The 25,585-nt window shown below is 64.8% G+C and carries 25 protein-coding genes, 1 tRNA gene and 1 pseudogene; 15 read left to right on the forward strand and 12 right to left on the reverse strand.

Annotation, left to right across the window (positions count from 1 at the left end):
* Nucleotides 1-112 precede the first annotated feature (112 nt).
* On the reverse strand, nt 113-3,883 hold the full coding sequence (locus PU724_RS16100; RefSeq protein ID WP_354420082.1) for a response regulator: 3,771 nt from the start codon (nt 3,881-3,883) through the stop codon (nt 113-115).
* 183 nt (nt 3,884-4,066) lie between these two features.
* Here PU724_RS16100 and PU724_RS16105 point away from each other — a divergent pair, with 183 nt between their 5' ends.
* Together PU724_RS16105 and PU724_RS16110 are read left to right on the forward strand one after the other, a co-directional pair.
* Nucleotides 4,067-4,414, forward strand: a complete 348-nt coding sequence (locus PU724_RS16105; protein ID WP_354420083.1) for a hypothetical protein — start codon at nt 4,067-4,069, stop codon at nt 4,412-4,414.
* Nucleotides 4,415-4,563: 149 nt separating this feature from the next.
* Nucleotides 4,564-4,779 (forward strand): hypothetical protein, encoded by a 216-nt coding sequence (locus PU724_RS16110; RefSeq protein ID WP_354420084.1) that lies wholly within the window; start codon nt 4,564-4,566, stop codon nt 4,777-4,779.
* 43 nt (nt 4,780-4,822) lie between these two features.
* Here PU724_RS16110 and PU724_RS16115 read toward each other — a convergent pair whose 3' ends face one another.
* The 3 genes from PU724_RS16115 to PU724_RS16125 form a co-directional block, all read right to left on the reverse strand.
* The gene (locus PU724_RS16115) at nt 4,823-5,188 is read right to left on the reverse strand and encodes a hypothetical protein (protein WP_354420085.1); all 366 of its coding nucleotides are present in this window, start codon (nt 5,186-5,188) and stop codon (nt 4,823-4,825) included.
* Nucleotides 5,189-5,477: 289 nt separating this feature from the next.
* On the reverse strand, nt 5,478-6,419 hold the full coding sequence (locus tag PU724_RS16120) for a glutathione S-transferase family protein (RefSeq protein ID WP_354420086.1): 942 nt from the start codon (nt 6,417-6,419) through the stop codon (nt 5,478-5,480).
* 20 nt (nt 6,420-6,439) lie between these two features.
* Complete coding sequence (locus PU724_RS16125; RefSeq protein ID WP_354420087.1) at nt 6,440-7,030, reverse strand: VOC family protein; 591 nt, start codon at nt 7,028-7,030, stop codon at nt 6,440-6,442.
* A gap of 315 nt (nt 7,031-7,345) precedes the next feature.
* On the opposite strand from PU724_RS16125, the gene PU724_RS16130 reads away from it, so the two are divergent.
* The gene (locus tag PU724_RS16130) at nt 7,346-8,053 is read left to right on the forward strand and encodes a glycosyltransferase family 25 protein (RefSeq protein WP_354420088.1); all 708 of its coding nucleotides are present in this window, start codon (nt 7,346-7,348) and stop codon (nt 8,051-8,053) included.
* On the opposite strand, the gene PU724_RS16135 is transcribed toward PU724_RS16130, so the two are convergent.
* From PU724_RS16135 to PU724_RS16150, 4 genes and pseudogenes are all read right to left on the reverse strand, one after another.
* Nucleotides 8,050-8,625 carry a CatB-related O-acetyltransferase gene (locus PU724_RS16135; RefSeq protein WP_354420089.1) on the reverse strand — a complete coding sequence of 192 codons (576 nt, stop codon included), beginning with the start codon at nt 8,623-8,625 and terminating at the stop codon, nt 8,050-8,052. The genes PU724_RS16130 and PU724_RS16135 overlap by 4 nt on opposite strands.
* Before the next feature lie 279 nt (nt 8,626-8,904).
* A tRNA-Glu gene (locus PU724_RS16140) sits at nt 8,905-8,979 on the reverse strand.
* Between the two features lie 86 nt (nt 8,980-9,065).
* Nucleotides 9,066-9,478: pseudogene (locus PU724_RS16145) on the reverse strand (VOC family protein).
* Nucleotides 9,475-9,858 (reverse strand): fimbrial protein, encoded by a 384-nt coding sequence (locus tag PU724_RS16150; protein ID WP_354420090.1) that lies wholly within the window; start codon nt 9,856-9,858, stop codon nt 9,475-9,477. Before PU724_RS16150 ends, PU724_RS16145 begins: the two are co-directional and overlap by 4 nt.
* 26 nt (nt 9,859-9,884) lie before the next feature.
* Here PU724_RS16150 and PU724_RS16155 point away from each other — a divergent pair, with 26 nt between their 5' ends.
* Both PU724_RS16155 and rpoH read left to right on the forward strand, forming a co-directional pair.
* Entirely contained in the window at nt 9,885-10,925 is a 1,041-nt protein-coding gene (locus PU724_RS16155; RefSeq protein ID WP_354420091.1) for an RluA family pseudouridine synthase, read from the forward strand.
* A gap of 211 nt (nt 10,926-11,136) precedes the next feature.
* A complete protein-coding gene (rpoH, locus tag PU724_RS16160) occupies nt 11,137-12,048 on the forward strand; it encodes an RNA polymerase sigma factor RpoH (RefSeq protein ID WP_127282783.1) in 912 nt (303 codons plus the stop codon).
* A gap of 259 nt (nt 12,049-12,307) precedes the next feature.
* Here rpoH and PU724_RS16165 read toward each other — a convergent pair whose 3' ends face one another.
* The 3 genes from PU724_RS16165 to PU724_RS16175 all read right to left on the reverse strand — a co-directional run bounded on the left by PU724_RS16165 (nt 12,308) and on the right by PU724_RS16175 (nt 13,782).
* Entirely contained in the window at nt 12,308-12,967 is a 660-nt protein-coding gene (locus PU724_RS16165; protein WP_127282782.1) for a peroxiredoxin, read from the reverse strand.
* A 172-nt stretch (nt 12,968-13,139) separates the two neighbouring features.
* A complete protein-coding gene (locus PU724_RS16170; RefSeq protein WP_127282781.1) occupies nt 13,140-13,505 on the reverse strand; it encodes a cell division protein ZapA in 366 nt (121 codons plus the stop codon).
* Between the two features lie 4 nt (nt 13,506-13,509).
* On the reverse strand, nt 13,510-13,782 hold the full coding sequence (locus PU724_RS16175) for a DUF4164 domain-containing protein (protein WP_354420092.1): 273 nt from the start codon (nt 13,780-13,782) through the stop codon (nt 13,510-13,512).
* 258 nt (nt 13,783-14,040) lie between these two features.
* Here PU724_RS16175 and tkt point away from each other — a divergent pair, with 258 nt between their 5' ends.
* The 7 genes from tkt to PU724_RS16210 all read left to right on the forward strand — a co-directional run bounded on the left by tkt (nt 14,041) and on the right by PU724_RS16210 (nt 23,624).
* Nucleotides 14,041-16,032 (forward strand): transketolase, encoded by a 1,992-nt coding sequence (gene tkt / locus PU724_RS16180; RefSeq protein ID WP_354420093.1) that lies wholly within the window; start codon nt 14,041-14,043, stop codon nt 16,030-16,032.
* Nucleotides 16,033-16,193: 161 nt separating this feature from the next.
* The gene (gene gap, locus PU724_RS16185) at nt 16,194-17,204 is read left to right on the forward strand and encodes a type I glyceraldehyde-3-phosphate dehydrogenase (protein ID WP_127310279.1); all 1,011 of its coding nucleotides are present in this window, start codon (nt 16,194-16,196) and stop codon (nt 17,202-17,204) included.
* 209 nt (nt 17,205-17,413) lie between these two features.
* Nucleotides 17,414-19,303: a potassium/proton antiporter gene (locus tag PU724_RS16190; RefSeq protein ID WP_354420094.1), complete on the forward strand. Its 1,890-nt coding sequence runs from the start codon at nt 17,414-17,416 to the stop codon at nt 19,301-19,303.
* 104 nt (nt 19,304-19,407) lie between these two features.
* A complete protein-coding gene (locus PU724_RS16195) occupies nt 19,408-20,604 on the forward strand; it encodes a phosphoglycerate kinase (protein WP_354420095.1) in 1,197 nt (398 codons plus the stop codon).
* Nucleotides 20,605-20,819: 215 nt separating this feature from the next.
* Complete coding sequence (locus PU724_RS16200; protein ID WP_292247966.1) at nt 20,820-21,845, forward strand: class I fructose-bisphosphate aldolase; 1,026 nt, start codon at nt 20,820-20,822, stop codon at nt 21,843-21,845.
* A 151-nt stretch (nt 21,846-21,996) separates the two neighbouring features.
* Nucleotides 21,997-22,737, forward strand: a complete 741-nt coding sequence (locus PU724_RS16205; RefSeq protein ID WP_354420096.1) for a DUF899 domain-containing protein — start codon at nt 21,997-21,999, stop codon at nt 22,735-22,737.
* Between the two features lie 158 nt (nt 22,738-22,895).
* The gene (locus tag PU724_RS16210) at nt 22,896-23,624 is read left to right on the forward strand and encodes an SGNH/GDSL hydrolase family protein (RefSeq protein ID WP_354420097.1); all 729 of its coding nucleotides are present in this window, start codon (nt 22,896-22,898) and stop codon (nt 23,622-23,624) included.
* A 26-nt stretch (nt 23,625-23,650) separates the two neighbouring features.
* Here the strand turns inward: PU724_RS16210 and PU724_RS16215 are convergent, their stop codons facing one another.
* Nucleotides 23,651-23,812, reverse strand: coding sequence for a hypothetical protein (locus PU724_RS16215; protein ID WP_127310283.1), 162 nt, complete (start codon nt 23,810-23,812; stop codon nt 23,651-23,653).
* Nucleotides 23,813-24,013: 201 nt separating this feature from the next.
* Here PU724_RS16215 and PU724_RS16220 point away from each other — a divergent pair, with 201 nt between their 5' ends.
* From PU724_RS16220 to PU724_RS16230, 3 genes are all read left to right on the forward strand, one after another.
* Nucleotides 24,014-24,181, forward strand: a complete 168-nt coding sequence (locus PU724_RS16220) for a hypothetical protein (protein ID WP_127282773.1) — start codon at nt 24,014-24,016, stop codon at nt 24,179-24,181.
* Between the two features lie 141 nt (nt 24,182-24,322).
* Nucleotides 24,323-24,733 carry a hypothetical protein gene (locus tag PU724_RS16225; RefSeq protein ID WP_189340493.1) on the forward strand — a complete coding sequence of 137 codons (411 nt, stop codon included), beginning with the start codon at nt 24,323-24,325 and terminating at the stop codon, nt 24,731-24,733.
* A 73-nt stretch (nt 24,734-24,806) separates the two neighbouring features.
* The gene (locus PU724_RS16230; RefSeq protein WP_354420098.1) at nt 24,807-25,526 is read left to right on the forward strand and encodes a helix-turn-helix transcriptional regulator; all 720 of its coding nucleotides are present in this window, start codon (nt 24,807-24,809) and stop codon (nt 25,524-25,526) included.
* Nucleotides 25,527-25,585: the final 59 nt, after the last annotated feature.

Genomic DNA, 25,585 nt, shown 5'->3' on the forward strand with positions numbered 1-25,585 from the left:
GTTCGATATGGTGCGATCGCACCATATCCCCACGGCAGCCCCGGTTTTCCGCCGTGCTTCGCAAACCGGGCGCTGCGATGGCACTCGCTCCGAAGCAGCGGCCTCGACAGGTTTAACCGGCGTTTCTCTGCGCCTGGCCGTCGGCGCCGATCCAGCGCTCCAGCTTTTCAAGCAGGGCCCTGGGGCTGATGGGCTTGGGCAGATAGTCGTCCATGCCGGCCTCCAGGCAGCGCTCGCGATCGCCCTTCAGCGCATGCGCGGTGACGCCGACGATCGGCACATGCATGCCGCTTTCCTCCTCCAGCCGGCGAATGGCGGCCGTCGCCTCCAGTCCGTTCATCTCCGGCATCGACACATCCATCAGGATCATGCGCGGTTTGAGCCGACCGTAGGCGTCGAGCGCCTTGCGGCCGTTGCCGACGATCTCGAAGCCGTAGCCTGTCTCGCCGAGGATCTGGGTGAAGACCATCTGGTTCACTTCATTGTCTTCGGCCACGAGGATATCGAGCCCGCGTTCGCCACCGGTCGGCCGGGCGCGCGCACGCGCCGGCGGCGGCTGCAGCAGGGCCCGTTCCGACACCGCCGAGGCGGCCCTGGCCGGCGCCGGCTGCGCTATCCCCGCACTGCCGCTCGCCGCCTGCGGCGGATGGCTGACCGCCGCGCTGTGGCGGTGACGCTGGACGGTGGCGACCAGCGTCTCCAGCAGCACCGAGGAGCGCGCCGGCTTGATCAGCTGCGCATCGATGCCGAGGTCGCGGTAGCTGGTGTTGGCGAGCGACTGGTCGACGGACGTCAGCATGATGATCGGCGTGTGCGCGAGGCCGTCGGTGTTGCGCACGATGCGCGCCATCTCGGCGCCGCTCATGCCCGGCATCTGGTAGTCGAGCACGACGCAATCGACCGGCACGCCATAGGCGGCGGCGGCGATCAGCACCTTCAACCCCTCGGCGCCGCTCTCGGCCGCGCAGGAATCGAACGTCCACGACGCCATCTGCTCGCTCAGGATCGAGCGGTTGACGGCATTGTCGTCGACGATCAGCACCCGGGCTCCGGTGACGTCGACCGGCATGATCCGCTGCCCGCTCTGTTGCATGGCCCGCGGCAGCGTCACCGTGAACCAGAAGGTCGAGCCCTTGCCCTCATCGCTCTCGACCCCGATCTCGCCGCTCATCAGCTCGACCAGCCGCGAGGTGATGGCAAGACCGAGCCCAGTGCCCTCGTGCCGCCGCGTCGACGACGTATCGACCTGGTTGAACTTCTCAAACACCGCCTTCAGCTTGTCTTCCGGAATGCCAATGCCGGTGTCGGTCACCGAGATGGTGAGCTTCGTTCCCGTCGGCACGCGCTCGCCGGTGACGTCGACCAGCACATGGCCTTCGTCGGTGAACTTCACCGCATTGCCGAGCAGGTTGGTGACGATCTGCCTGATGCGCCCGACATCGCCGACGAACTGGCTGTCGAGGCCAGGCTGCACGCGCACGATGAGCTCGAGATCCTTCTCCTTGGCGCGAGTCGACACCAGCGTTGCCACATCCTCGATGGCCTCGGCAAGGTTGAAGGGCGCCGGATCGAGCACCAGCTGGCCGGCATCGATCTTGGAGAAGTCGAGGATGTCGTTGATGATGGTCAAAAGCGCGTTGCCCGACTTCACGATGATGTCGGTGAACGTCTTCTGCTTGGGGTCGAGGTCGGACTTGGCGAGCAATTCGGCCATGCCGAGCACGCCGTTCATCGGCGTGCGGATCTCATGGCTCATATTGGCCAGGAATTCCGATTTGGCGCGGTCGGCGAGCACGGCGCGCTGCCGCGCCTCGCTGAGCTCGGCCTCGCGCTGCTTGAGCTCGGTGATGTCGGTGGTCGATCCGATCAGATAGAGCGAACCGTCGGAGGCAATCATCGCCCCCTTGCGCGCGAACTGGTGCCGCACGCTGCCGTCGGGCAGCGTCACGCTTTCCTCGATCTCCTGCGTCTCGCCGGTGCGCAGCACGGCGAGATCGCCAGCGACGAAGGCCTCGCCGTCCGGCCCGAAGATTTCGACGTCGGTCCTGCCGATCGCATCTTCCTTGGCGAAGCCGGTGAGGTCGCACCAGCCCTTGTTGACGTAGAACTGCCTGAGGTCCGAACGCTTGGCGTAGATCGACACCGGCACGTTGTCGATGAGGCTGCGGAACACCTCGTTCTCGCGCATGCTCTCTTCCAGCGCCCGCTCGCGCGCCTTGACGTCGGTGATGTCGGTGCTGGAGCCGACCAGATGCACCGACCCGTCCGTCGCCACCAGGCGGCTCTTGCGCGTCATCAGCTGCCGCACGGTGCCGTCGCGATGGGTGACAGGCTCCTCGACCTCCAGGACCTTGCCGGCGACGACCACTTCGGTGTCGTCATGGCTGTAGCTTTCGGCATCCTCGGCGCCGAACAGCTGGCGGTCGCTGCGGCCGATGACGTCCTCCTTGGCGAGGCCGGTGATGGCGCACCACGCCTTGTTGACGAATTCGATGCTGAGATCTTGGGCCTTGATGAAGGCAGCCACCGGCAGCTCGTCCATGACGTGCCGGAACAGGTCGATCTGCCGCATCGAGTCATGCAGCGCCTTCTCGCGGCTCTTGATGTCGGAAATGTCGACGCGCACGCCGATGAAGGTGCCGTCCTCGGTCCGCATGTCGTAGACTTGGTACCAGCGGCCGTCCGGATTGCGCCGTTCATAGGATGAGTTCGGCAGCCGGTAGTGGGCGAGCATCGCGTCGAACCACCCGTCGCGATCGCGCTCGTAGAGGCTGTCGATCTCAGGATCGCCGCTCTGGCGGAAATAGCCGACCGAATGGCCGAGCGCCAGCGCCTCGCGGAAACTGCGGCCGGGCTGCCACACCGGCTTCAGCGCCGGAAGCGTCTCCTGCAGTTTTCGGTTGGCGAAGACGAACCTGTCGTCGCGATCGTAGATGATGACGCCGGCCGGCAGCGATTCCAGCACGGTGGCGAGGTTCTTGCGCGCATCCTCGGCCTCCGCCTCGCGCTCCTTCATGTCGGTGACGTCGACGTAGGAGATCAGCCGCTTGCCGCCGGCGAGCGGCGCCAGCGAGGCAATCAGCGTGCGGCCGTCATTGAGTGGGAATTGCCGCGATCCGGCAACGCCCGCCCTGATCTCGGCCTCGCGCTCGGCCATGAGGCGCTGCCATGCCTCGTCGTCGGCGCCGTAGGGGTCGATCCCGCGGCTCGCTTCCATCAGCTCGCGGAAGCCGCTGCCGATCCCGGCGCGGCTGGGCTCGATTTTCCAGAACTCGTGGAAGGCGCGGTTGATCACCTGCGCGCGCATGTCCGCATCGAGGACCAGGACGCCGATCGGCATCTGGTCGACCATGGCGCGAAGATTGGCGAAGGTCTCCGCGGTCCTGGCGTTGGCGCTCTCGACCTCGGCATCGCGGCGCTTGACGTCGGTGACCTCGTAATAGGTCAACAGCCGCTTGCCCCCGGACAGCGCGGTGACCGAGAACATCATCGTCCTGCCGTTGGCGTGGACAAACTCGCGCGGCGCGACGGAGCCGCCGCGAATCTCCGCGAAGCGGCTGGCGAGGTAGCGCTGCCATTCCTCTTCGCCGATATTGCCATAGATGCCGTTGCGGCGATTGAGTTCCATCAGCCGGCTGAACGGCGCGCCGACGCTCACTGCCCCGTCGGGAATTCTGGAGAGGTCGCGATAGGCCTTGTTGATGATCAGCGTGTCGAGCTGGGCATCCAGGAGCACGACGCCCATATGCATGGCGTCCATCGTGCGCTCGAGATCGGCAAGATGCTGCACGCCGTCTTCGGCGAGCGCATCGTCGCCGCGCGCAACCGCTGCTTCGAGGGGGTCGCGTTTGCCGCCGTTCCCCGTCCCGTCCACGTCCGCCATGCTGATGCCACCCCCAGCCGAACCCCCGTCGCGGTTCGTCGGCGGACTGTGCCTCAGAAGCATTAACGATCCGCTAACCTTAACAAACCGCGACCGGGGGCGAACTGTCGCGGCCTGGCCGCATCGCGCAGGTTGTCGGCCGCGGCGCTGCCGCGTTATAAACCGTATATTGGGGTGTTGCTAATGTTCGGACGGATCGTGCTGTTTTTCCTGTGCCCGGCGCTGCTTGCGGCAGGCGGCTGCGCACGCAGCGACGATGGCACCGTGATGATCCCGAAGCCGCTCGACGTCAGGCGTATCTGGGACAGGCCCCCGCCGCAGCCGCAGGCCGGACCGCCGCGAATGCAGGCAGGCCCCTTTCCGGTGGCACCGCAGGCGCCAAGGCGGTTGGCTGGCCGCAGGCTCGGCCCCCCGCCAGCGCCGGCAGGGCAGGTGGCGAGCCCTCCCTCGCTGTCGTCCGAGCCGGAGCAGCCGCTCGCCTGCCGGAACGTCAGCGAGCCCGGCAAGCGCTACCGCGTGGTCTGCGAATAGCGGCAGCAAGGTCAGTGGCCGGAAAGAAGGCCGGCGGCTCGATCCGACGGCGTCCTCGGCCGCCAACGCGGGGCCTAGCTCAAAGTGTCGAATGGCCTCGGTGAAACCTTTGGCGCACAATCGGCGTTCTAGGGCAAAGGAGACAGAGGATGTCGATTCACTTCACCGTCTCTGGCCTGACCAGGAACCTCATCCATTCACTTGGACTGGATCATGAGCGGGCGCCGAGACCCCTGACACAAGAGCAGAACCTGCTGTTGGAATGCTATCTGGCGGGCCAGATTCCGGAGTCGGCCTGGAGCGACTACGTCTTCGAGACACCGGAATTGCAGCGCCATGTCGATGCGAGGCGCGCGCGGCACTGATCCCCAGACCGACCAGCTTTCAGTGGTCCGCGCCCATATGTCTCTATTGCTTGGGCGAATTGAACCGCAGCGTGAAGATGTTGCCGGCAATGCCCTGCGCCAGCGCCGGCGAGAAGCTCAGCGGCAGGCACTGCTGCAGCGCTGCGGTCGCGGCGTCGACATAGGCCTGCCTCGCCTTCGCGTCGCCGTTCACCTTGATCGCCGTCGGCTTGGGTGGACCGATCAGCGTGCCGTCCCGCCTGAAGCTGAAGCTCAAGGTCACCGACGAGTTCTCCGAATTGGCCGGCGGGGTCCAGCACGCCTGTAGCGCCGCTCCGACATCGTTCATGGTGTTGAGCGAGGCGGCATTCGACTGACAGGGCATGGCCGCCAGTGCGACGAAGCCTGCCGAGAGTGCAGTGCCTTTCATTGCCGAAGATCCTCTCCTCTCTCCCGCTCCGCCGCCACCTTCATGCTACGGTCAAAGCCGAAGATGACAACAGGTTTTGCAGGATAGCCAGGCGCCTTCGCCAAGGTCGCGCAGTCGGCGAAAAGCAAAAGGCCGGCGCAAGGCCGACCTTTCCTTTCGCCTCGGCATCCGCGCCAGTACATCCGTGGTCGCGCGCCTGAGGTGAACCAGCGGCCAGTAGACAGGTCTTTGGTTAACCAATCCCTAACCCCGACCGGTCGCCAGGCTCAGCGACGCCACTTGGCGGCGCTCACGCCTTGGCCTGCGACCGCACATAGGCAATGTAGCCGCGCACGTCGCCGGCCGGCTCGGCATAGGCGTTGCCGAGCTTCTTCTCCATCGCCGCCATATAGTCCTTCGCCCACTGCGGCAGTGCATAGTCGATGACCGCCAGGAACTCGAGCGTCGCCGCCAGCCTTATGTCGGCGATCGACGGGTTGCTGCCGCCGATGAACGGCTTGCCGTTGCGGAAGAAGCTGTGGAAGACCTCCAGCGGCTCGGCGATTGCGGAGGCGGCCGCCTTCTGGGCCTCCGATTTCCTGTCGGGATGGGCGTCGCTGTGGCCGACCTCGCCGGCATATTGCGGGAAGCCGAGCGCCGGATAAGTGGCGCGTGCCACGTAAGGGTAGAGCGTGCCGACCAGGTAGAACATGGCGCTGTCGATCATGGCCCGCTTGGCCGGCGCCTTGGGGTAGAACTTCTCCAGTCCGTGCTTGTTGGCGAGATACTGCATGATGGCGCAGCTTTCCCACAGCACGCCCCGCGGCAGGCCCTTGTCCTCGATCATCGGCGTCAGATGGGCCGGGTTGCGCGCCAGGAATTCCGGCGAGCGCGTAAGCCCCCAGGCGTCGGTCTCGGCATGGTCGAAGCCGGCGGCGCGCGCGAACACCCGAACGGTCATGTTGTTGACGCTCGGCTTCAGCATGCTGAGCTTCAGCCCCGGCTTCTTCGCCGGTTTGGCCTTAGGCGCGGCCTTGGCCGTCGCCTTAGGCGCGGCCCTTGCCGTCGCCTTAGGCGCGGCCCTTGCCGTCGCCTGCGCGGCCTTAGCTGTCGCCCTCGCAGTTGGCTTGGCAGCTGCTTTTGCCTTTGCCTTTGTTGCCGGCTTCGCAGCCGCTTTCGCCGCCGGCTTGGCGGTCTTTGTTGCCGGCTTGGTTGCCGATTTGCTTGTGCTCTTTGTTGCTGCCTTCGCCATCTGTTCCTCCCTCAGGCTTGTCAGTCTCGTGCGTATGGATTTTTCGGCCCCCGATCATCCGACAAGGTCGCGCGCGACCATTCGACCAGCGTCTGGATCGCGTCGGCGAGATGCACTTCCGCGATGTTGTAATCGCCGCGCGCGACACGGATCTTGTGCGCCTGCATCAGCACGTCGGCATGGGTGAAGCCCGTCGGCGGCTCGAAGCGATACGAGGCGAGTTCGATCAGCAGGCCAAGCGGATCCTCGAAATAGATCGAATCCATGAAGCCGCGATCCTTGACGCCGCTATGCTTGATGCCGCTCTCGTCGAGCCGGGCGACCGCCTGCAGGAAGGTGACGCGCGACACCGAAAAGGCGATGTGGTGGACGCAGCCCGTATCGGTTGGCGTGCGCCTGGCCACCGCCGCGCGGCTCTCATCGGTGAAGACGGTGATCAGCCGGCCGTCGCCCGGATCGAAATAGAGATGGCTCTCGCTCGCCTTGTCGAGATTGGGCTGCTCGAAGATGAAGGGCATGCCGAGCACCCCTTCCCAGAAATCGATCGAGGTCTGGCGCCCGGCGCCGACCAGCGTGATGTGATGGACGCCCTGCGACTGCAGTTTCTGCATCGGTCTCCCTCCCCGGAACCCTGGCATCTGCGCCCACCGGATCTACGCCCGGCCTTTTGCACCGCCGCGCCGAGCGATAGCCAAAGTCCCATCACACGATGCTAAATCAATCGGGCCCTGCGCGCCAGAACCGAAGGCGGTTCCGTCTGCCAGATCAGAAACCCCGACCGTGCACGTTGGAAAGTGCGTGCCTCCGTCGCGTTGACGACAGAGCCCTTTCGAGCTCATGGGCTTGTTTCAAGGGTGCGTGCGCGGTGACTTGTCGATGGGCAGTCACTAATGTTAGTCGCCGTTTTCGTATGCCCGGGGGTATCGATGTTTCCCAACCAGGTCTTTTGCCGCATCTGTCACGTAAAAACCGGATATGAGGAGCGGGATCTGCACATTCGCAGCGAGTTTGCTCGTCGCGGTGTCCCGGTTCACTGGTATCTGGACCACGACATCGCCGATCTCTCGGCAGAGGATCGAAAGGCAGCTCTCAAACCTGCGCAGGTGTCCCTGGCGCGCAAGCACATTGGCATCTGGAGAGAATTCCTCAACACCGACTTGCCGTATTGCCTGGTGTTTGAGGATGACGTGTTTCTCGCTCGCAACTTCGTCGCACGCCTCGAGGACGCGCTTCAGGAGCTAGCAGCCGGCAGGCAGGCGGTCGTTTATCTGGGCAATGGCGGGAACTATTATACACCACGGTCCAAGCTGACCAAGGGCAGATCGCTCTATCCCGCGAGCCATAGTCGCTGCACGGATTCCTACATCTTGACTCGCCCCGCCGCGGAAGTGCGGTGCAACTGGTTCGACCGAAACGAACTTAGTTTTCCAATCGATATCGCGGTAAATCACTGCGACAAGGCCACCGGCACGGACATTCTGTGGTTCGAACGCCCGATCGTAGAGCAGGGCACGCACAACGGCCGGTTCACGACGTCGATCGAGGGCGGTAAGCAGAGGCCTCTCTGGTGGAAGCGCATTGAATGGAGATGGAAAAAGTATCGCCGGCAGTTCTTTGGCCACACCGCGAACTAACCAAAGCGCTCGACAAACCGCTCAGCCGGCAGATCGAAGGCTGCCTTCTCTTGCTTCAGTTTTTCCAGCGGCCAGTCCCACCACCGAATTCGTTGCATCGCGTTGATGGTTTCGTCTGAGAAACGGTATCTAATCAGCCTGGCCGGGTTGCCAGCTGCAATCGCATAGGGAGGAACATCCTTGGTTACCACACTCCCCGCCGCAACAACGGCGCCATTGCCGATGGTGACCCCTGACAGGATTATGGCGCGGGCTCCAATCCAGACGTCATTGCCAACGACGATCGGCCCCTTCGTCTGAAGATACTGATCTATCGTTTTCGTCATCAGGATCTGGTTCTGCAAGCCGAAATTGGATGCAGTCTCGGTCGGATGACCTGCCTGGCAAACAAACAGCACGCCCGGCGCTATCGCGCAGAAAGCGCCAATAGTCACTGGCGATTTCTCCGTGCAATAGAGGAAGGAGCTGCTGCTTAGGTTGTGAGAGTATCGTCCGACCCGGACATGTTCCGGCAACCGGTGCCTGCCGCGAAAGATCTTTTTGTCCCGAAGCCATTTGCTCACTTTCGACATTGCACCGCTGCCTCCCCAGCATCGCGAAGATTGCCCCGGCCACCTAACAGGGGCGATCCGCCAGTGGCCGATACACCTGACCCTGTGAGCCTTTGCCTCTGGAAATGATAGCAGCGATTTTGGGCACCGGCGCGAGGTCAAACAAGGCAACAGACCGATCGATGGTGCGAGACGGCGAGATTGAGGCGCGCATCTTGAGATCAACGCGCCTGCGGGGCGCTGAAGTAGCAATCACCAAATGACCGCCTTGGGATTGATGACCGAACTCGTGATATTGCTTGGTACGCCCAAGGGGAATCGAACCCCTGTTCCCGCCGTGAGAGGGCGGTGTCCTGACCGCTAGACGATGGGCGCGCTCAAGAACCGGCTACATAGGCTGGCGGCCGGGAAAAAGCAACTGGGGTTTCGGCGAGTTCGCTGACATTCCAAAACTGTCGAGTTCAGCCCTGTCGTTTCGGCTCGATCAGGTCCCAGAGATTGCCGTGCAGATCGGCGAACACCGCCACCGTGCCATAGGCCTCGAAGCGGGGCGCTTCGCGGAACTCGACGCCGTTTGCGAGCATCGCCTGATGGTCGCGGGCAAAGTCGTCGGTTTCGAGGAACAGGAAGACCCGGCCGCCGGTCTGGTCGCCGATGCGGCTTGCCTGCTCGGCGTCGGATGCTTCGGCCAGCAGCAGCCGCGCGCCGTTTCCGTTCGCCGGCGCAACGGTGACCCAGCGCTTGCCGCCGCCGAGGTCGACATCGTCGGTGAGCACGAAGCCGCCCGCTCGACATACCAGGCAATCGCCTCGTCATAGTCCCTGACCACGATCGCCACCGTGGCCACCCGGCGGTTGTCGGCAAAGCCCGTCATTTGTTGCGAATGGCAAAACGGCCAACGAGGCGGCGCTCGCCAATGTCGTAGACGAAGATGGCGCGACTGCCGTCGGCAAGCTCGGCATCGATCGAGATGCGGTTGCCGGACAGCGACTGGCTGGCCACCTTGGCGCCGACGGGCAGCACGATGTCGGCGCTCAACGGTTCGCCGGCCGGCACCTGGATATCGCCGGCAACCGGGGCGCTGGCAGGCGGCGCGTTGCGCGCTTTGTAGACAAGCGCTCCGATCACCACCATAAGGGCAAGCAACAAAAGGCCGAGATTGATGGCCATGAAGCGCAAGAGTTTCTTCCGCACGCTTTCGACCCCGGGATCGAGCGGCTTTTCTTCGTCTTCGTCGGCAATCGGCCTGACCATGGCAAAAATTCCGGAACCTTCTTTCGATGAGCGCTCATAGCGAAGAGACCCAGCAATTCATAGAGGCAGCCCCGATCGTGCTGCAGGCAGGGGCCGATGCCGTCGGCCAGCGCCTCGACCAATGGCTGGCCGGCCAACTCGGCCCTGACATGTCGCGCAGCCGCGTGCAGATGCTGATCAGGCAGGGCGCGGTCAGCATCGGCGGCAAGGTCGTCGAGGAGGCCAAGCGCAAGATGTCCGCCGGCGAGCGGGTAGCGGTCGAGATGCCGGAGCCCGAGCCGGCCGAGCCCCGCGGCGAGGCGATCGCCCTCGACATCCTCCATGAGGACGACGAGCTGATCGTCATCAACAAGCCGGCGGGATTGGTCGTGCATCCCGGCGCCGGCAACTGGACCGGAACGCTGGTCAATGCGCTCATCCACCATTGCGGCGACAGCCTGTCAGGCATTGGCGGCGTCAGGCGGCCCGGCATCGTTCATCGTCTCGACAAGGAGACCAGCGGCGTCATGGTCGTCGCCAAGACCGACCGCGCCCACAAGGCGCTGTCGGAGGCCTTTGCCGATCATGGCCGCACCGGCGACCTCGAACGCGCCTATCTGGCGCTGGTCTGGGGCATTCCGTCGAGACCGGCCGGCACGGTCGATGCGCCGCTCGGCCGCGCCGCCGACCGCGTGCGCCGCGCCGTGGTGCCGCAAGGCCGCGACGACGCCCGCCACGCGGTCACGCACTTCAGCGTGATCGAGCGCTTCGGCGAGCGGCAGAAGGACCTCGCCACCGCAAGCCTGGTCGAATGCCGGCTGGAGACAGGCCGCACCCACCAGATCCGCGTCCACATGGCCTATATCGGCCATCCCGTCGTCGGCGATCCCGATTACGGCCAGGCCTTCCGCACCAAGGCAAACCGGTTGCCCGAACCGCTGAAAGGCGCGGTCAATGCCTTTCCGCGGCAAGCCCTGCACGCCTGGCTCCTTGAATTCCGACACCCGGCTACCCATCTAACGATGAGGTTCGAGGCGCCGATACCGAGGGACATGGAGGAACTCGTCGGCGGCTTTCGCAATCTCTGAGCTCGCCATCAAGACGCTTCAAGCCAACCATCAAAAAACCTGACTGGCGTTGTTCACTTCAGCGTGACACACTGTTTCGCGTTGAACAAATGCCTGTCTTTTCTGGTTTTGTTCCTATATACACCAGTTGCCGCGGATGAGCCGATTGGCATTCGCGTCACATGCCCGCCGCGTTTCGGGGGCATCACTCCAATAGAGAGGGGGCGCTATCATGGCCCAGTCACTACCCAGTATCGTTTCCGGCGAAGGCGGCCTCAGCCGCTACCTGGAAGAAATCCGTCGCTTTCCGATGCTTCAGCCGCAAGAAGAGTACATGCTCGCCAAGCGTTACGCCGAGCATGAGGACACCACGGCCGCGCACAAGCTCGTCACCAGCCATTTGCGGCTCGTCGCCAAGATCGCCATGGGCTATCGCGGCTACGGCCTGCCGATCGGCGAGGTGATCTCGGAAGGCAATGTCGGCCTGATGCAGGCCGTCAAGAAATTCGAACCGGAGCGCGGCTTCCGGCTCGCCACCTATGCCATGTGGTGGATCAAGGCCTCGATCCAGGAGTACATCCTGCGCTCGTGGAGCCTGGTCAAGATGGGCACCACCGCCAACCAGAAGCGCCTGTTCTTCAATCTGCGCAAGGTGAAGGGCAAGATCCAGGCGCTCGACGATGGCGACCTGAAGCCCGAGCAGATCGCCGAGATCGCCACGCGCCTCAACGTCTCCGAGGCGGAAGTGGTGTCGATGAACCGCCGCCTCTCGGGCGACGCTTCGCTCAATGCCCCGATCCGGGCGAGCGAGGGCGAGTCCGGCGAATGGCAGGACTGGCTGGTCGACGACCACGAAAGCCAGGAAGAGATGCTGATCGAGCAGGACGAGCTGGAAAACCGGCGCTCCATGCTGTCGGGTGCCCTTTCCGTGCTCAACGAGCGCGAACGGCGCATCTTCGAGGCGCGCCGCCTTGCCGACGAGCCGCTGACGCTGGAGGAGCTGTCGGCCGAGTTCGACATCAGCCGCGAGCGCGTGCGCCAGATCGAGGTGCGCGCCTTCGAGAAGGTGCAGGACGCGGTCAAGGCCGCGGCCAAGCGCCAGACCCAGGCCCTGCGCACCATCGAGGCGCAGCCGGCGGCTTAGCCAGCTGAAGGCATAAATGAAAAGGCGGCGCTCCGGCGCCGCCTTTTTTGTTTGGCAAAGGCGGCGAAACCAGCCCTTTCTCCCCGTCACTATACGGGGAGAAATGTCCGGCAGGACAATGAGGGGCAGCGCCCACGCCGCGAGGTTTTCCTTTCAGAACGACCTACGAAGGTTTCGGCGCAATCACAGCCGAACGTCGCGCTGCCCCTCATCCGCCCTTCGGGCACCTTCTCCCCGTGAACGGGGAGAAGGAACGGGCTCACGCCGAAGGCTGCTTGGTCTTCCTCAGATACGGCAGGATCGTATCGAAGGCGCCGAAGCGCTTGATCGCGTCCTCGTTGGAAACCGCGGCGGTGATGATGACATCCTCGCCCTGTTTCCAGTTCGCCGGCGTCGCGACCTGGTGCTTGGCCGTCAGCTGGATGGAATCGATGACGCGCAGGATCTCGTCGAAGTTGCGGCCCGTGGTCATCGGATAGGTCAGCACCAGCTTGATCTTCTTGTCCGGCCCGATGACATAGACCGAACGCACCGTGGCGTTGTCGGCCGGCGTGCGGCCTTCCGAGCTCTCGCCGGCGCCGGCCGGCAGCATCTCGTAGAGCTTGGCGACCGCGAGGTCCTTGTCGCCGATCAGCGGATATTTCACCTCTTGGCCGGTCGCCGTCTTGATGTCGGCCTGCCACTTGTCGTGGCTGGCGACCGGGTCGACGGAAATGCCGATGATCTTGACGTTGCGCTTTTTGAACTCGCCCTCCAGCCCGGCCATGGTGCCGAGCTCGGTCGTGCAGACCGGGGTGAAGTTCTTCGGGTGGCTGAACAGCACCGCCCAGCCGTCGCCGATCCATTGATGGAAGCTGATCGTCCCTTGCGTGGTTTCGGCCGTGAAGTCCGGCGCGATATCGTTGATCCGAAGACTCATGACATGTCCCTACCCTTTGACTGCCGCCGGCATGCCGCGCCGGCACCGCTCGCAATCTCTACCACTCCAAAGGCAGGCTTCATACGGCGCAGGCCGCCGGGAATGGCGCCGGCGATGAAAAATTTTCATCTTTTCTCGGCAAATCCGGCAGGAATTTCTGCCGCCTCGGGGCTCAGGCCTTCTTGACCGCCAGCGTCGTCGCCAGGTCTTCCATGCGCTGGGCCAGCGCGCCCAGCGCGTCGGTTAGCACGCCGTCGCTCTTGCCGGCCTTGGCCAGCGCGTCGTCGCGCGTCTTGCGCAGCGTCAGCACTTCGCTTTCCATGCCCTTGACGCGCTTCTGCAGCTCCGAAAGCTCGTCCATGACCATGATGCCCGCCATCACCGTCAGCCGCTGGTCGCCGATCTCGCCGAACGAGTCCTTGAGATGCGCGACATAGCGGTCGAAGCGCTCGGCCAAGTCGATCAGGTGCTCTTCCTGGCCCTCGTCGCAAGCCATGCGGTACTGCTTGCCGTCGATGGAAACCGTGACCTGTGCCATTGGCCTACCTGTCCAACACCGCGCGGATGGTTTCCATGGCGGTCACCAGCCGGCGCGATACTTCCTTGTTGGCGTCTTCCAGCCGCTCGGCGCGCGCTTCGGAATTGTCGAGTTCCTGCGCCAGCCTTGAGCGGTCGGCGTTCATGCGCTGCACCTCCGCCTCGGCCTCCGAATAGTCGCGCTCGCGCTCGAGCTTGGCCGCGACGGCGTTTTCCAGCCCTTCGATGGCTTTGCCCAGCCTGGCGATGACTTCCTTGAGCGTCGTTTCCCCGGTCATGGCTCGTCCTGCACCCTGCCCATCACCGAATCGTTCGCGTTCAGAACGCGTTATCCAGGAAACATTAGGCGCCGTGTGAAGGCAACGTCAATAAAGCTCTCGCGACTGTCCCCCGCTAACGCTAATGTAGGTCTGCCGGGGCCATCACAAGCCCGGCAAAAACGCACCGATTTGTTGACTCAAGGGCCGCGCCTGCTATGTGTCGCGCACCCTTTCCAGGCCTTTCCCAGGGCCTCAAACCCCCACCCCGGAGGAAGCATGACCTCGCGTGAACAACATGACCGGATGGCCAATGCGATCCGTTTCCTTTCCATGGACGCCGTCGAGAAGGCCAATTCCGGCCACCCGGGCCTGCCCATGGGCTGCGCCGACATCGCCACGGTGCTGTTCACCCGCTTCCTGAAATTCGACGCCAAGGCCCCGCACTGGGCCGACCGCGACCGCTTCATCCTGTCGGCCGGCCACGGCTCGATGCTGCTCTACTCGCTGCTCTATCTGACCGGTTACGAGGACATGACCCTCGACCAGATCAAGAATTTCCGCCAGCTCGGATCGAAGACCGCCGGTCACCCCGAATATGGCCATGCCGCCGGCATCGAGACGACGACTGGGCCGCTCGGCCAGGGCCTCGCCAACTCGGTCGGCTTCGCGCTCGGCGAGCGCATCATGAACGCCGCCTTCGGCAAGGACCTCGTCGACCACTACACCTATGTTCTGGCCGGCGACGGCTGCCTGATGGAAGGCGTCTCCCAGGAGGCCATCGCGCTCGCCGGGCATCTCAAGCTCAACAAGCTGATCGTGCTGTGGGACAACAACAACATCTCGATCGACGGCCCGGTGTCGCTCGCCGACAACACCGACCAGGTCGCCCGCTTCCAGGCCTCCGGCTGGAACGCTACCCACATCGACGGCTTCGATCCGGAAGCCATCGCCTACGCCATCGAGGCGGCGCGCCACTCCGACAAGCCGACGATGATCGCCTGCAAGACCACCATCGGTTTCGGCGCCCCGACCAAGGCCGGCACCAACAAGGCGCACGGCTCGCCGCTCGGCGCCGAGGAAATCGCCGGCGCGCGCAAATTCTTCGGCTGGGATTCGCCGCCCTTCGAGGTTCCCGCCGACATCCTCGACGCCTGGCGCGCCGCCGGCCAGGCCGGCGCCAAGGCCCGCGCCGACTGGGAAGGCCGTCTCGCCAAGGCCGACGCCACGCTGAAGAGCGAGTTCGAGCGCCGCATCTCCGGCAAGCTGCCGTCGAACTTCGACAGCGTGATCGCCGACTACAAGAAGAAGCTCTCGGCCGACAAGCCCAAGGTCGCCACCCGCAAATCCTCGGAAATGGCGCTGGAAGTCATCAACGGCGCGGTGCCGGAAACCATCGGCGGCTCGGCCGACCTGACCGGCTCCAACAACACCAAGACCAGCCAGACCAAGAACATCACCCCTGACGACTATGGCCAGCGCTATGTCCACTACGGCATCCGCGAGCATGGCATGGCGGCGGCGATCAACGGCCTGACGCTGCATGGCGGCCTGATCGCCTATGGCGGCACGTTCCTGTGCTTCTCCGACTATGCCCGTCCGTCGATGCGCCTGGCCTCGCTGATGGGCATCCGCTCGATCTTCGTCATGACCCATGACTCGATCGGCCTCGGCGAAGACGGTCCGACGCACCAGCCGGTCGAGCATGTGGCAGCGCTTCGCGCCATCCCCAACCACAACGTCTTCCGCCCGGCCGACGCGGTGGAGACGGCGGAGTGCTGGCAACTGGCGCTCGAATCCGAAAAGACGCCGTCGACGCTGGCGCTGACCCGCCAGAACCTGCCGACCGTTCGCACCGAGCACAGCGAGAAGAACCTCAGTGCGTCCGGCGCCTATGAACTGGCCGCGGCGAACGGCGAGGCGGCGGTGACGATCTTCGCAACCGGCTCCGAGGTCGAGGTCGCGCTCGGCGCGCGCGATTTGCTGCAGCAGCACGGCCACCCGACCCGCGTCGTCTCTGTGCCCTGCTTCGAACTGTTCGAGCAGCAGAGCGACGACTACCGCAGGAAGACCATCGGCAATGCGAAGGTGAAGGTCGCAATCGAAGCCGGCATCCGGCAGGGTTGGGACCATATTATCGGCAGCGATGGCATCTTTGTCGGCATGACCGGCTTCGGCGCCTCGGGCACCATCGAGCAGCTCTATCCGCATTTCGGCATCACCGCCGAAGCGGCGGCGAAAGCGGCGGAAGCCCGCCTGCACGGCAAGTAAGGGTTGAGGCAAGCGAGCCCGTCAAAACCAAGCATGGCCGCTTTGGCGGGCTGGCCCAACCTAATCGATTTAAATCCAAGCCTTCCAAGGCTGGATTCTTCGCCCGTCCGCCGCTATGAAGCTGCGGACCCAATCGCCTTCCAGCTCCCAGGGAGAGAAACATGACCGTCAGAGTTGCCATCAACGGATTCGGCCGTATCGGCCGCAACATCCTGCGAGCCATCCATGAATCCGGCCGCAAGGACATCGACGTCGTCGCCGTCAACGACCTCGGCCCGGTCGAGACCAATGCGCATCTCTTGCGCTACGACAGCGTGCATGGCCGCTTCCCGCATGAAGTGACGGTCGACGGCGATCAGATCTCGGTTGGCTCGGAGAAGTTCAAGGTCACCGCCATCAAGGACCCGACCCAGCTGCCGTGGAAGGAACTCGGCGTCGACATCGCGCTCGAGTGCACCGGCATCTTCACCGCCCGCGACAAGGCGGCGGCGCATCTCACCGCCGGCGCCAAGCGCGTCATCGTCTCGGCGCCGGCCGAAGGCGCCGACCTTACCGTCGTCTACGGCATCAACCACGACAAGCTGACCAAGGACCACATCGTCATCTCGAACGCGTCCTGCACCACCAACTGCCTGGCGCCGCTCGCCGCCGTGCTGCACGAGACCGTCGGCATCGAGAAGGGCATGATGACGACGATCCACTCCTACACCGGCGACCAGCCGACGCTGGACACCATGCACAAGGACCTCTACCGCGCCCGCGCGGCGGCGCTGTCGCAGATCCCGACCTCGACCGGTGCGGCCAAGGCGATCGGCCTGGTGCTGCCCGACCTCAAGGGCAAGCTCGACGGCATCTCGATCCGCGTGCCGACCCCGAACGTGTCGGTCGTCGACTTCAAGTTCATCGCCAAGCGCTCGACCACCGCGCAGGAGATCAACGAAGCGGTGATCGCCGCCTCCAAGGGCAAGCTGAAGGGCGTGCTCGCCGTTACCCATCACCCGAATGTCTCGATCGACTTCAACCACGATCCGCATTCCTCGATCGTCGCCCTCGACCAGACCAAGGTCATGGACGGCAACTTCGTGTCGGTGCTGTCCTGGTACGACAATGAATGGGGCTTCTCCAACCGCATGGGCGACACCGCAGTCGCCTTCGGCAAGACCATCGCCTGATCGCGGCGGGCTTCGATCTTTCCAGACCAGACGCCCGGCTTCGGCCGGGCGTTTTTCGTTTGCAGGCCGGGCTGGCGCCCCAAGCGGCAAAACCTCCGGAAATCAGCCCCATAGGAGCAAAAAACCACGCTGCCGCCTTGCACTGGTCATGTCTTCGCCCCACTCTGCCGTAAAGCGGGGAGGGAGGCGGATTTGAGGGGCAATTCCGGATGGAGCATGCGATCTATCTTGTAACGCTGGTTGGCACCGCCCTTGTCGTTGCCGCCGCGTTTTCGAGCCTGATCGCCTTTCGCTTCGGCGCTCCCCTCCTGCTTCTCTTCCTCTGCATCGGCCTGGCCACCGGGACCGACGGCCTCGGCATCGAATTCGACAATGCAAGGCTGGCCTATTTTGCCGGCTCACTGGCACTGGCCGTCATCCTGTTCGATTCCGGCTTCGGCACGCCGCTCAATGCGCTGCGCCAGGCAGCCGGGCCGGCGCTGTCGCTGGCGACCGTCGGCGTCATCCTGACCACCGGCCTGTTCGGCGCCGCCGCCTTTTACCTGCTCGACCTCACCTGGCTGGAATCCTTCCTGCTCGGCGCCGCCGTCGCCTCGACCGATGCGGCTGCGGTGTTCTTCCTGCTGCGCGCCGGCGAGATCAATTTGCGCGAGCGCGTCCGCGCGACGCTCGAGGTGGAATCCGGCACCAATGACCCGATCGCCATCTTCCTCACCATCACCCTGGTCGAGATCATCGCCGCCCACGCCAATCCCGAGGCCAATGTGCTGGTCACCAACCTCGTGCTCGGCTTCCTGCTCAACATGGGTGTCGGCGCCGTCGTCGGCATTCTCGGCGGCCTCGCCATCGTGCGCCTTGTCGAGCGGCTGAACCTCGACCACGGCCTGCTGCCGATCTTCGTGCTGACGCTGTCGCTTATGGTGTTCGCGGCCGCCGGCGCCATTGGCGGCTCCGGCTTCCTGGCGGTCTACCTCGCCGGCCTGATAGCGGGCAATTCCGACATCCGCGCCGTCACCATCCTCAAGCGCTTCCAGGACGGCATGTCATGGCTGGCGCAGATCATCATGTTCCTGATCCTCGGCCTGTTCGCCACGCCCTCGCAGTTTCCGGCGATCCTGGCGCCGGCGGTCCTGCTCGGCCTGTTCCTGATCTTCGTGGCGCGGCCGGTCGCCGTCTGGCTTTGCCTTTTCCCGTTCCGCCTGCCGCGGCCCGAGGTGGCTTTCGTCTCCTGGGTCGGACTGCGCGGCGCGGTCTCCATCCTGCTTGCCATCACGCCACTGCTCGGCGGCCTGGAAAACGGCCGCGTCATCTTCAACACCGCCTTCATCATCGTGCTGGTATCGCTGGTCGTGCAGGGCTGGACCGTCGGGCCGCTGGCGCGCCGCCTCGGCCTCATCGTGCCGGCTAGGCTCGGGCCGCTCGACAAGGTCGAGCTCGAACTGCCGGGCTCGGCCCATCACGAGCTGCTCGCCTATCGCGTGGCGCCGGGCAGCCCGGTGGCGCGCGGCGAGCGCATCCCGCGCTGGGCGCGGCCCTCGCTGGTGCTGCGCGACGGCCGCTCGATGCGCTTCCAGGACATGGGCCGGCTGGCCGCCGGCGACCAGGTCTACATCTTCGTGCCGGACCGCTATCCGCGCCTGCTCGACAAGCTGTTCGCCAGCCGCGCCGTGGTCGATCCGGAGGACGCGGATTTCTTCGGCGCCTTCGCGCTCGATCCGACGCGCTTGGCCGAGGAACTGGAGGCCGCCTATGGGCCGGGCCTGACCGAGGCCGAGCGCAAGCTGACCGTCGGCGCCCTGGTGACGGAGCGGCTGGGCGGCCATCCCGAATATGCCGACCGGGTGCTGATCGGACCGATCGAGCTCATCGTGCGCGACGTCGACGACAAGGGGCGGATCATCGGCCTCGGCCTGTCCTTCGAGCCGACCGCGCCGGTGGCGCGCGTACCGGTGTTCCTGAGCGCCGGCGAGATCCGCGACCGCATCGCCGCCTTCGTCCGCGGCTGGCGCAAGCCGGCGCAGGCGCCTGCCGTCGAAGCGCCGCCCGAACAGCCCGCGACGCCCGAGCCGACAGCGCAAAAGGCAACAAGCGAAAGCTGATCTTGCGCGGCTACATCATTTTTGCGCGCGCGCTTCCACGCGGGCCTTGCATCGTCGCCGTTGGCGGGTAAGGTCCCCGCGATTTTCGAGGAAAGGGAACCAGCATGGCCGGCTTCAAGACACTGGACGACATCGGCAACATCTCCGGCAAGCGCGTGCTGGTGCGCGTCGACCTCAACGTTCCCGTCGCCGACGGCAAGGTCACCGACATCACCCGCATCGAGCGCATCGCGCCGACCATCGCCGAACTGTCCGGCAAGGGCGCCAAGGTCATCCTGCTTGCCCATTTCGGCCGTCCCAAGGACGGACCCACGCCCGAATTCTCGCTGGAGCCGATCGCAAGCGCCACGGCGGACGTGCTCGGCCGGCCCGTCGGCTTTGCCGCCGACTGCATCGGCGACATAGCGGGCAGCGCCGTCGCCGCCATGGACAAGGGCGATGTGCTGCTTTTGGAAAACACCCGCTTCTACAAGGCCGAGGAGAAGAACGACCCGGCCTTCACCGAGAAGCTCGCCGCCAACGGCGACATCTTCGTCAACGACGCCTTTTCCGCCGCGCACCGTGCCCATTCCTCGACCGAAGGCCTGGCGCATCTGTTGCCGGCCTTCGCCGGCCGCACCATGCAGGCCGAGCTCGACGCGCTGGAAAAGGGCCTCGGCAATCCCGTCCGCCCGGTCGTCGCCATCGTCGGCGGCGCCAAGGTCTCGACCAAGATCGACCTCTTGATGAACCTGGTGAAGAAGGTCGACGCGCTGGTCATCGGCGGCGGCATGGCCAACACCTTCCTGGCCGCGCGCGGCACCGCCGTCGGCAAGTCGCTCTGCGAGCATGATCTTGCCGCCACCGCCAAGCAGATCATGATCGAGGCGGCCGAAGCCGGCTGCGCCATCATCCTGCCGGCCGACGGCGTCGTGGCGAAGGAGTTCAAGGCCGGGGCCGCCAGCGAGACCGTCGCCATATCGGACGTGCCGGCCGACGGCATGATCCTCGACGTCGGCGAAAAGACCGTGAAGGCCGTCGGCGACTGGATCGACCGCGCCGCCACGCTGGTCTGGAACGGCCCGCTCGGCGCCTTCGAGATCGAACCTTTCGACCGCGCCACGGTGGCGACGGCAAAGCACGCCGCCGAACGCACCAAGGCCGGCAAGCTGGTCTCGGTGGCCGGCGGCGGCGATACGGTGGCCGCGCTCAACCACGCCGGCGTCGCCGACGACTTCACCTATGTCTCGACCGCCGGCGGCGCCTTCCTTGAGTGGATGGAAGGCAAGCCGCTGCCCGGCGTCGAGGTGCTGAAGCGCTGAAGCAATTCCAGGAAAACCGCGCAGCGGTTTTCCGTTCGGAATTGGGTGGAGCAAAGCATTTGCAGCCAGGCGGCGATGCTTGGCGTTGACCCGATCAAGACTCGGCGAGCCGGCCCCGCGGCGCGACTTTCAATCGATTTCGCGCTTTCCGGCATCATTCCTTTGGCGGTAGAGTTCCGTGAACCGCGGAAAACCACTGTCAGGAGGAAGCAACAATGAGCGAACGTCTCGAAGACATTGCCGCCGCGATCGTGGCCGACGGCAAGGGCCTGTTGGCCGCCGATGAAAGCTCCGGCACCATCAAGAAGCGCTTCGACGTCATCGGCGTCGAATCGACTGCCGACAGCCGCCGCGACTATCGCGAGATGATGTTCCGCGCCAAGGACGCGATGACGCGCTACATCTCCGGCGTCATCCTCTATGACGAGACCATCCGCCAGAAGGCTGCTGACGGCACGCCGCTGGTCGACATCATCAAGGCATCCGGCGCCATTCCCGGCATCAAGGTCGACGCCGGCGCCAAGCCGCTGGCCGGCTTTCCCGGCGACACCGTCACCGAGGGCCTCGACGGCCTGCGTGAGCGGCTTGCCGACTACTACAAGCTCGGCGCCCGCTTCGCCAAATGGCGCGCGGTGATCGATATCGACATCGCCAAGGGCGTGCCGTCTCAGACCTCGATCGGCTCGAACGCGCATGCGCTCGCCCGCTACGCCGCGCTCTGCCAGGAGGCGGGCATCGTGCCGATCGTCGAGCCGGAAGTGCTGATGGACGGCGCCCACGGCATCGACACCTGCTACGAGATCAGCAAGGCGACGCTGCTCAAGCTCTATGACGAACTCTATGCCGCGCGCGTCGTGCTCGAAGGCACTATCCTGAAGCCGAACATGGTCATATCGGGCAAGAAATCGGGCAAGCTGGACAGTCCCGAGATCGTCGCGGAAAAGACGATCAAACTGTTCCGCGAGACGGTGCCGGCGGCGGTTGCAGGCATTGCCTTCCTCTCCGGCGGCCAATCGGACGAGGAGGCGACCGCCAACCTCAATGCCATCAACGCCATCGGCCCGCATCCGTGGAAGCTGACCTTCTCCTACGGCCGTGCCCTGCAGGCGGCGGCGCAGAAGGCCTGGAGCGGCAAGGCGGCGAACGTCGCCGCCGGCCAGGCCGCCTTTGTCCATCGCGCCCACATGAACCATTTGGCGGCGCTCGGCAAATGGCAGCAGGCGCTGGAAAAGGCCGCCTGACACGTTTCCTCAGACGCGACGAAAAACCCGGGCTCACCGCCCGGGTTTTGTTTTTCGCCGGCGGCATCCCCACTTGCGCAGAAAAGCGCGCCGGCCATGTCGGGTCGCGCCGATATCGAACGTCCTTGGCAGGAGAGGACAGGAGATCGTCATGCATCGCAATGCCGTCGTTTCGCGGGAAGACTGGTTCGAGGCGCACAAAAGGCACCTCGATCGCGAGAAGGAACTGACGCGGCTGCGCGACAAGATCGCCGCCGAGCGGCGCGAATTGCCCTGGCTGAAGATCCGCAAGGACTACGTCTTCGAGAGCGAGCAAGGCCCGAAGCGGCTGGCCGGGCTCTTTGGCGAAAACAGCCAGCTGATCGTCTATCACTTCATGCTGGCACCCGGCTCGAACCATCGCTGCGAGGGCTGCTCCTTCCTTGCCGACCATATAGACGGCGCCAATCTGCATCTCCAGCACCACGACGTGTCGCTGGTCGTGGTGGCGCGCGCGCCGCTGGCCGAGCTGTTGCCCTACAAGCAGCGCATGGGCTGGCGGTTCGACTGGGTGTCGTCCTATGCGTCCGACTTCAACTTCGACATGCAGGTTTCCTTCACCGACAAGCAGATCGCCGCCGGCGACACCGCCTACAACTTCGAAAGGCGCGCTCGCACGTCGAAGGACCTGCCCGGCATCAGCGTGTTCTACCGCGACGGGGCCGGCGACATCTTCCTCACCTTCACGTCGCGCGCCCGCGGCGGCGATCCGCTGATCGGCGCCTATCACTATCTCGACATGACGCCGAAGGGCCGCAACGAGACCGGCCCCTATGGTGGCCTGATGGACTGGGTGCGGCTGCATGACGAGTACGGGGACGGCCCCCAGCCGCCACCGGCCTGTTGCGACTGAACCGGCGGCTAATGCATGTCGCCCAAAAGTGGCCCCGGTTTTGGGAAACGACATGCATAAAACAAAGAGCTAAAGCGCGTCGCATGAGGCCGTTCAGGCGCGACGCGCTTTAGTTAGATCGTTCACCTCTTCAACAATATGCGCTAAGGGCATGAGCCATGCAGCGCCTGCTCGCCCTCCTCACCTGGCTCGCCTTTCCCGTCTATGTCTGGCAGGGGCTCGGCGTGCGCCGTCGCACCAGCCGCATGCTGCCGGCCAGAGGTCCGGTCATGCATGAAATGCCGGGCAAGGCGCCGGCGATCACGCTGCTGGTGCTGGGCGATTCCTCCGCCGCCTCTGTCGGCATCGGCCATTCCGAGAACGGGCTCGCGGCGCAGCTCGCCATCCTGATTTCAGAGCGGACGGGCAGCGCCGTGCGCTGGCGGGCGGCCGGCTTCAATTCGGCGACCTCCGGCCAGGTGCGCGACCATGTCCTGCCCAATTTGTCTGCCGATCCGTGGACGCATATCGTGCTCGCCATCGGCACCAACGACACCAAGAACTTCCACTCGGTGCCACGCTTCAAGAAGGAGTTCGGCGGCCTGCTTTACGCGCTGCGCGCCAAATGGCCGGAGGCGCGCGTGGTGTGGTCGCCGGTGCTGGAGTTCACCCGGGCGCCGGCGATGCCCTCCCTGCTTGGCAGGATCCTCGAGATCAGGGCTGCCGAGATGAACCGGATGGGCAAGCGCCTCTGCCTGGAGCGCGGCACGGTACCTGCGTCGCGGCTGCCGATCCTCGATCCGCAGGCCGGCTTTGCCGTCGACGGATTCCATGCCTCGGAAGCCGGCTACCGCGCCTGGGCGGAGCATCTGCTTGCTCCCGTTCTGGGCGAGCAGCCCTCGGCGTAGGCAGCCGATGGGGTGACGTCGCGGCTCTAGCCCCAGTGCCCCAGCACCGCGGTGAGCGAGATCGCCGCCATGGCAAGCAGCGCCAGCTTCCAAAAATCGCTGCGCCGCCTCAGCCCCGGCCAGCCGAGCGGCTTGATCAGCTGGATGACCATGATGCCAATGATGACGAGCGCGAGGAGTTTCGACATGCCGCTTTTGAGCAGCATCGCGGCCGGCTGTCAAAGCCGGTATCGTTGCTTTGAAGCCGGGCGGAACCGGGCAGGACAGCCGCTTCTCCGCGTGCCGGCCAGACTGACCGCAATCTCCTTCGAAAGGCTGCCATCCTCCTGACAGACTGCTGTCAGCAGGGGTGTGCGATAGTGTCCTCATCAAAGAAGAGGAGACTAGCCATGACCGGTTACCAGATCCTGCGCGGTGTGCAGCACTATGTCGGCAAGATCCGCACGATGCGCAACGAGATCCGCACCCAGCGTTTCATGAATGGCTTGCCGGCGGACATCCGCAAGGACATCGGCTGGCCGGATATGTACGCCAACGGCCGCCACATCGACCAATGAGCTTTTTTTGCGTGCCGCGCTTGGATGCGGACACCGCGGTGCCCAGATCTAGAAGCGTCGGCGGATATGCTGAACCCTCCTGACAGTATGCTGTCAGGAGGGTCGTGTCATGGTGTGGCAGGAGTAGAGAGTGAACTTCGCATGGTGAAGAGCTGGAACGACAGGCTGAACACGCCGGGCGTCAATGGCATCAAGCCGTCGCCGCGGAGTTTTGCCGACGTCGTCGAAGGCCAGCCGATGCTGGTGCCGACGGCGCGTCAGGTCGATGATTTCATCCGCTCGATCCCGGAAGGCGTCGAGATGGATGTCCGCGCGCTGCGCACCGCGCTGGCCATCGAGCACGGGGCTGAAGTGACATGCCCGGTCGCCATCGGCTATCATTTGCGCACCGTGGCCGAGGCGGCCGGCGAGGATCTCGAGCACGGCATGGCGCTGAGCGAGATCGCGCCGTTCTGGCGGGTGCTGGACGCCAGGACGCCGACAACGAGGAAACTGTCCTTCGGCACGGAGTTCGTCGCCGTGCAGCGCAAGCGCGAAGGGCTGAAGCCATAGTGCATGTCGCCCAAAAGTGGGAACCGGTTTTGGGGCCACGACATGCATAGAAACAACATCGAGGAACCATACGATGCGTCGTGCCGACAGGCTCTTCCAGATCGTGCAGCATTTGCGCGGCGGCCGTCTGGTCACCGCCCAGAAGCTGGGTACGTGGCTCGAGGTTTCCGAGCGCACGATCTATCGCGACATCGCCGACCTGCAGTCGACCGGCGTGCCGATCGACGGCGAGGCGGGCGTCGGCTACATGATGAGGGAGGGTTTCGACCTTCCGCCGCTGATGTTCACGCGTGACGAGATCGTGGCGCTGGTCGCCGGCGCCCGCATGGTGCGCGCCTTTGGCGGCGCCGCCATGGCGCGGGCCGCCGACGAGGCGCTGGTCAAGATCGGCGCCGTGCTGCCCGATACCGAGAAGGACCGCATCGCCCGCACCGAGATCCACACGCCGATGTGGGTGGTGAGCGATGCCGCGCGCGAGGCGATCGACCTGATCGAGCGTGCGATCGAGAAACGCCAGGTCCTGACCATCGACTATTCGGACGAGGCCGGGCGCGGCACGGCGCGCGACATCCGGCCGCTCGGCCTGTGGTTCTGGGGCAAGGTGTGGACGCTGGTCGCCTGGTGCGAGATGCGCGACGATTTCCGCGCCTTCCGCATCGACCGCATTGCCTCGGTGGTGATCGCCGGCCGCATCTACAAGCCGGAGCGCGGCAAGCAGCTCGCCGATTTCTACCGCGCGGTGGAGCGCAGCGAGGACTATGGCATGACGCCGGACCGGGCGGCGCGCAACTGAAGCCTCGAAAGCCAATAAAAAAGCCCGCTCGAAGCGGGCTTTTTTGTTGGCATGCCGAG

Origin of the sequence: Mesorhizobium abyssinicae (assembly GCF_049887195.1) — a bacterium.
GTDB classification, from domain to species: Bacteria; Pseudomonadota; Alphaproteobacteria; order Rhizobiales; family Rhizobiaceae; genus Mesorhizobium; species Mesorhizobium abyssinicae.

Coding starts and splice junctions, on each gene's coding strand:
- tkt (WP_354420093.1), top strand. CDS start 14,041: ATGACCTCGCGTGAACAACATGACCGGATGGCCAATGCGATCCGTTTC.
- PU724_RS16195 (WP_354420095.1), top strand. CDS start 19,408: ATGGCCGGCTTCAAGACACTGGACGACATCGGCAACATCTCCGGCAAG.
- PU724_RS16175 (WP_354420092.1), bottom strand. CDS start 13,782: ATGACCGGGGAAACGACGCTCAAGGAAGTCATCGCCAGGCTGGGCAAA.
- PU724_RS16215 (WP_127310283.1), bottom strand. CDS start 23,812: ATGTCGAAACTCCTCGCGCTCGTCATCATTGGCATCATGGTCATCCAG.
- gap (WP_127310279.1), top strand. CDS start 16,194: ATGACCGTCAGAGTTGCCATCAACGGATTCGGCCGTATCGGCCGCAAC.
- PU724_RS16105 (WP_354420083.1), top strand. CDS start 4,067: ATGTTCGGACGGATCGTGCTGTTTTTCCTGTGCCCGGCGCTGCTTGCG.
- PU724_RS16225 (WP_189340493.1), top strand. CDS start 24,323: ATGGTGAAGAGCTGGAACGACAGGCTGAACACGCCGGGCGTCAATGGC.
- PU724_RS16170 (WP_127282781.1), bottom strand. CDS start 13,505: ATGGCACAGGTCACGGTTTCCATCGACGGCAAGCAGTACCGCATGGCT.
- PU724_RS16125 (WP_354420087.1), bottom strand. CDS start 7,030: ATGCAGAAACTGCAGTCGCAGGGCGTCCATCACATCACGCTGGTCGGC.
- PU724_RS16155 (WP_354420091.1), top strand. CDS start 9,885: ATGAGCGCTCATAGCGAAGAGACCCAGCAATTCATAGAGGCAGCCCCG.
- PU724_RS16190 (WP_354420094.1), top strand. CDS start 17,414: ATGGAGCATGCGATCTATCTTGTAACGCTGGTTGGCACCGCCCTTGTC.
- PU724_RS16220 (WP_127282773.1), top strand. CDS start 24,014: ATGACCGGTTACCAGATCCTGCGCGGTGTGCAGCACTATGTCGGCAAG.
- PU724_RS16150 (WP_354420090.1), bottom strand. CDS start 9,858: ATGGTCAGGCCGATTGCCGACGAAGACGAAGAAAAGCCGCTCGATCCC.
- PU724_RS16210 (WP_354420097.1), top strand. CDS start 22,896: ATGCAGCGCCTGCTCGCCCTCCTCACCTGGCTCGCCTTTCCCGTCTAT.
- rpoH (WP_127282783.1), top strand. CDS start 11,137: ATGGCCCAGTCACTACCCAGTATCGTTTCCGGCGAAGGCGGCCTCAGC.
- PU724_RS16120 (WP_354420086.1), bottom strand. CDS start 6,419: ATGGCGAAGGCAGCAACAAAGAGCACAAGCAAATCGGCAACCAAGCCG.
- PU724_RS16205 (WP_354420096.1), top strand. CDS start 21,997: ATGCATCGCAATGCCGTCGTTTCGCGGGAAGACTGGTTCGAGGCGCAC.
- PU724_RS16115 (WP_354420085.1), bottom strand. CDS start 5,188: ATGAAAGGCACTGCACTCTCGGCAGGCTTCGTCGCACTGGCGGCCATG.
- PU724_RS16130 (WP_354420088.1), top strand. CDS start 7,346: ATGTTTCCCAACCAGGTCTTTTGCCGCATCTGTCACGTAAAAACCGGA.
- PU724_RS16200 (WP_292247966.1), top strand. CDS start 20,820: ATGAGCGAACGTCTCGAAGACATTGCCGCCGCGATCGTGGCCGACGGC.
- PU724_RS16230 (WP_354420098.1), top strand. CDS start 24,807: ATGCGTCGTGCCGACAGGCTCTTCCAGATCGTGCAGCATTTGCGCGGC.
- PU724_RS16135 (WP_354420089.1), bottom strand. CDS start 8,625: ATGTCGAAAGTGAGCAAATGGCTTCGGGACAAAAAGATCTTTCGCGGC.
- PU724_RS16165 (WP_127282782.1), bottom strand. CDS start 12,967: ATGAGTCTTCGGATCAACGATATCGCGCCGGACTTCACGGCCGAAACC.
- PU724_RS16100 (WP_354420082.1), bottom strand. CDS start 3,883: ATGGCGGACGTGGACGGGACGGGGAACGGCGGCAAACGCGACCCCCTC.
- PU724_RS16110 (WP_354420084.1), top strand. CDS start 4,564: ATGTCGATTCACTTCACCGTCTCTGGCCTGACCAGGAACCTCATCCAT.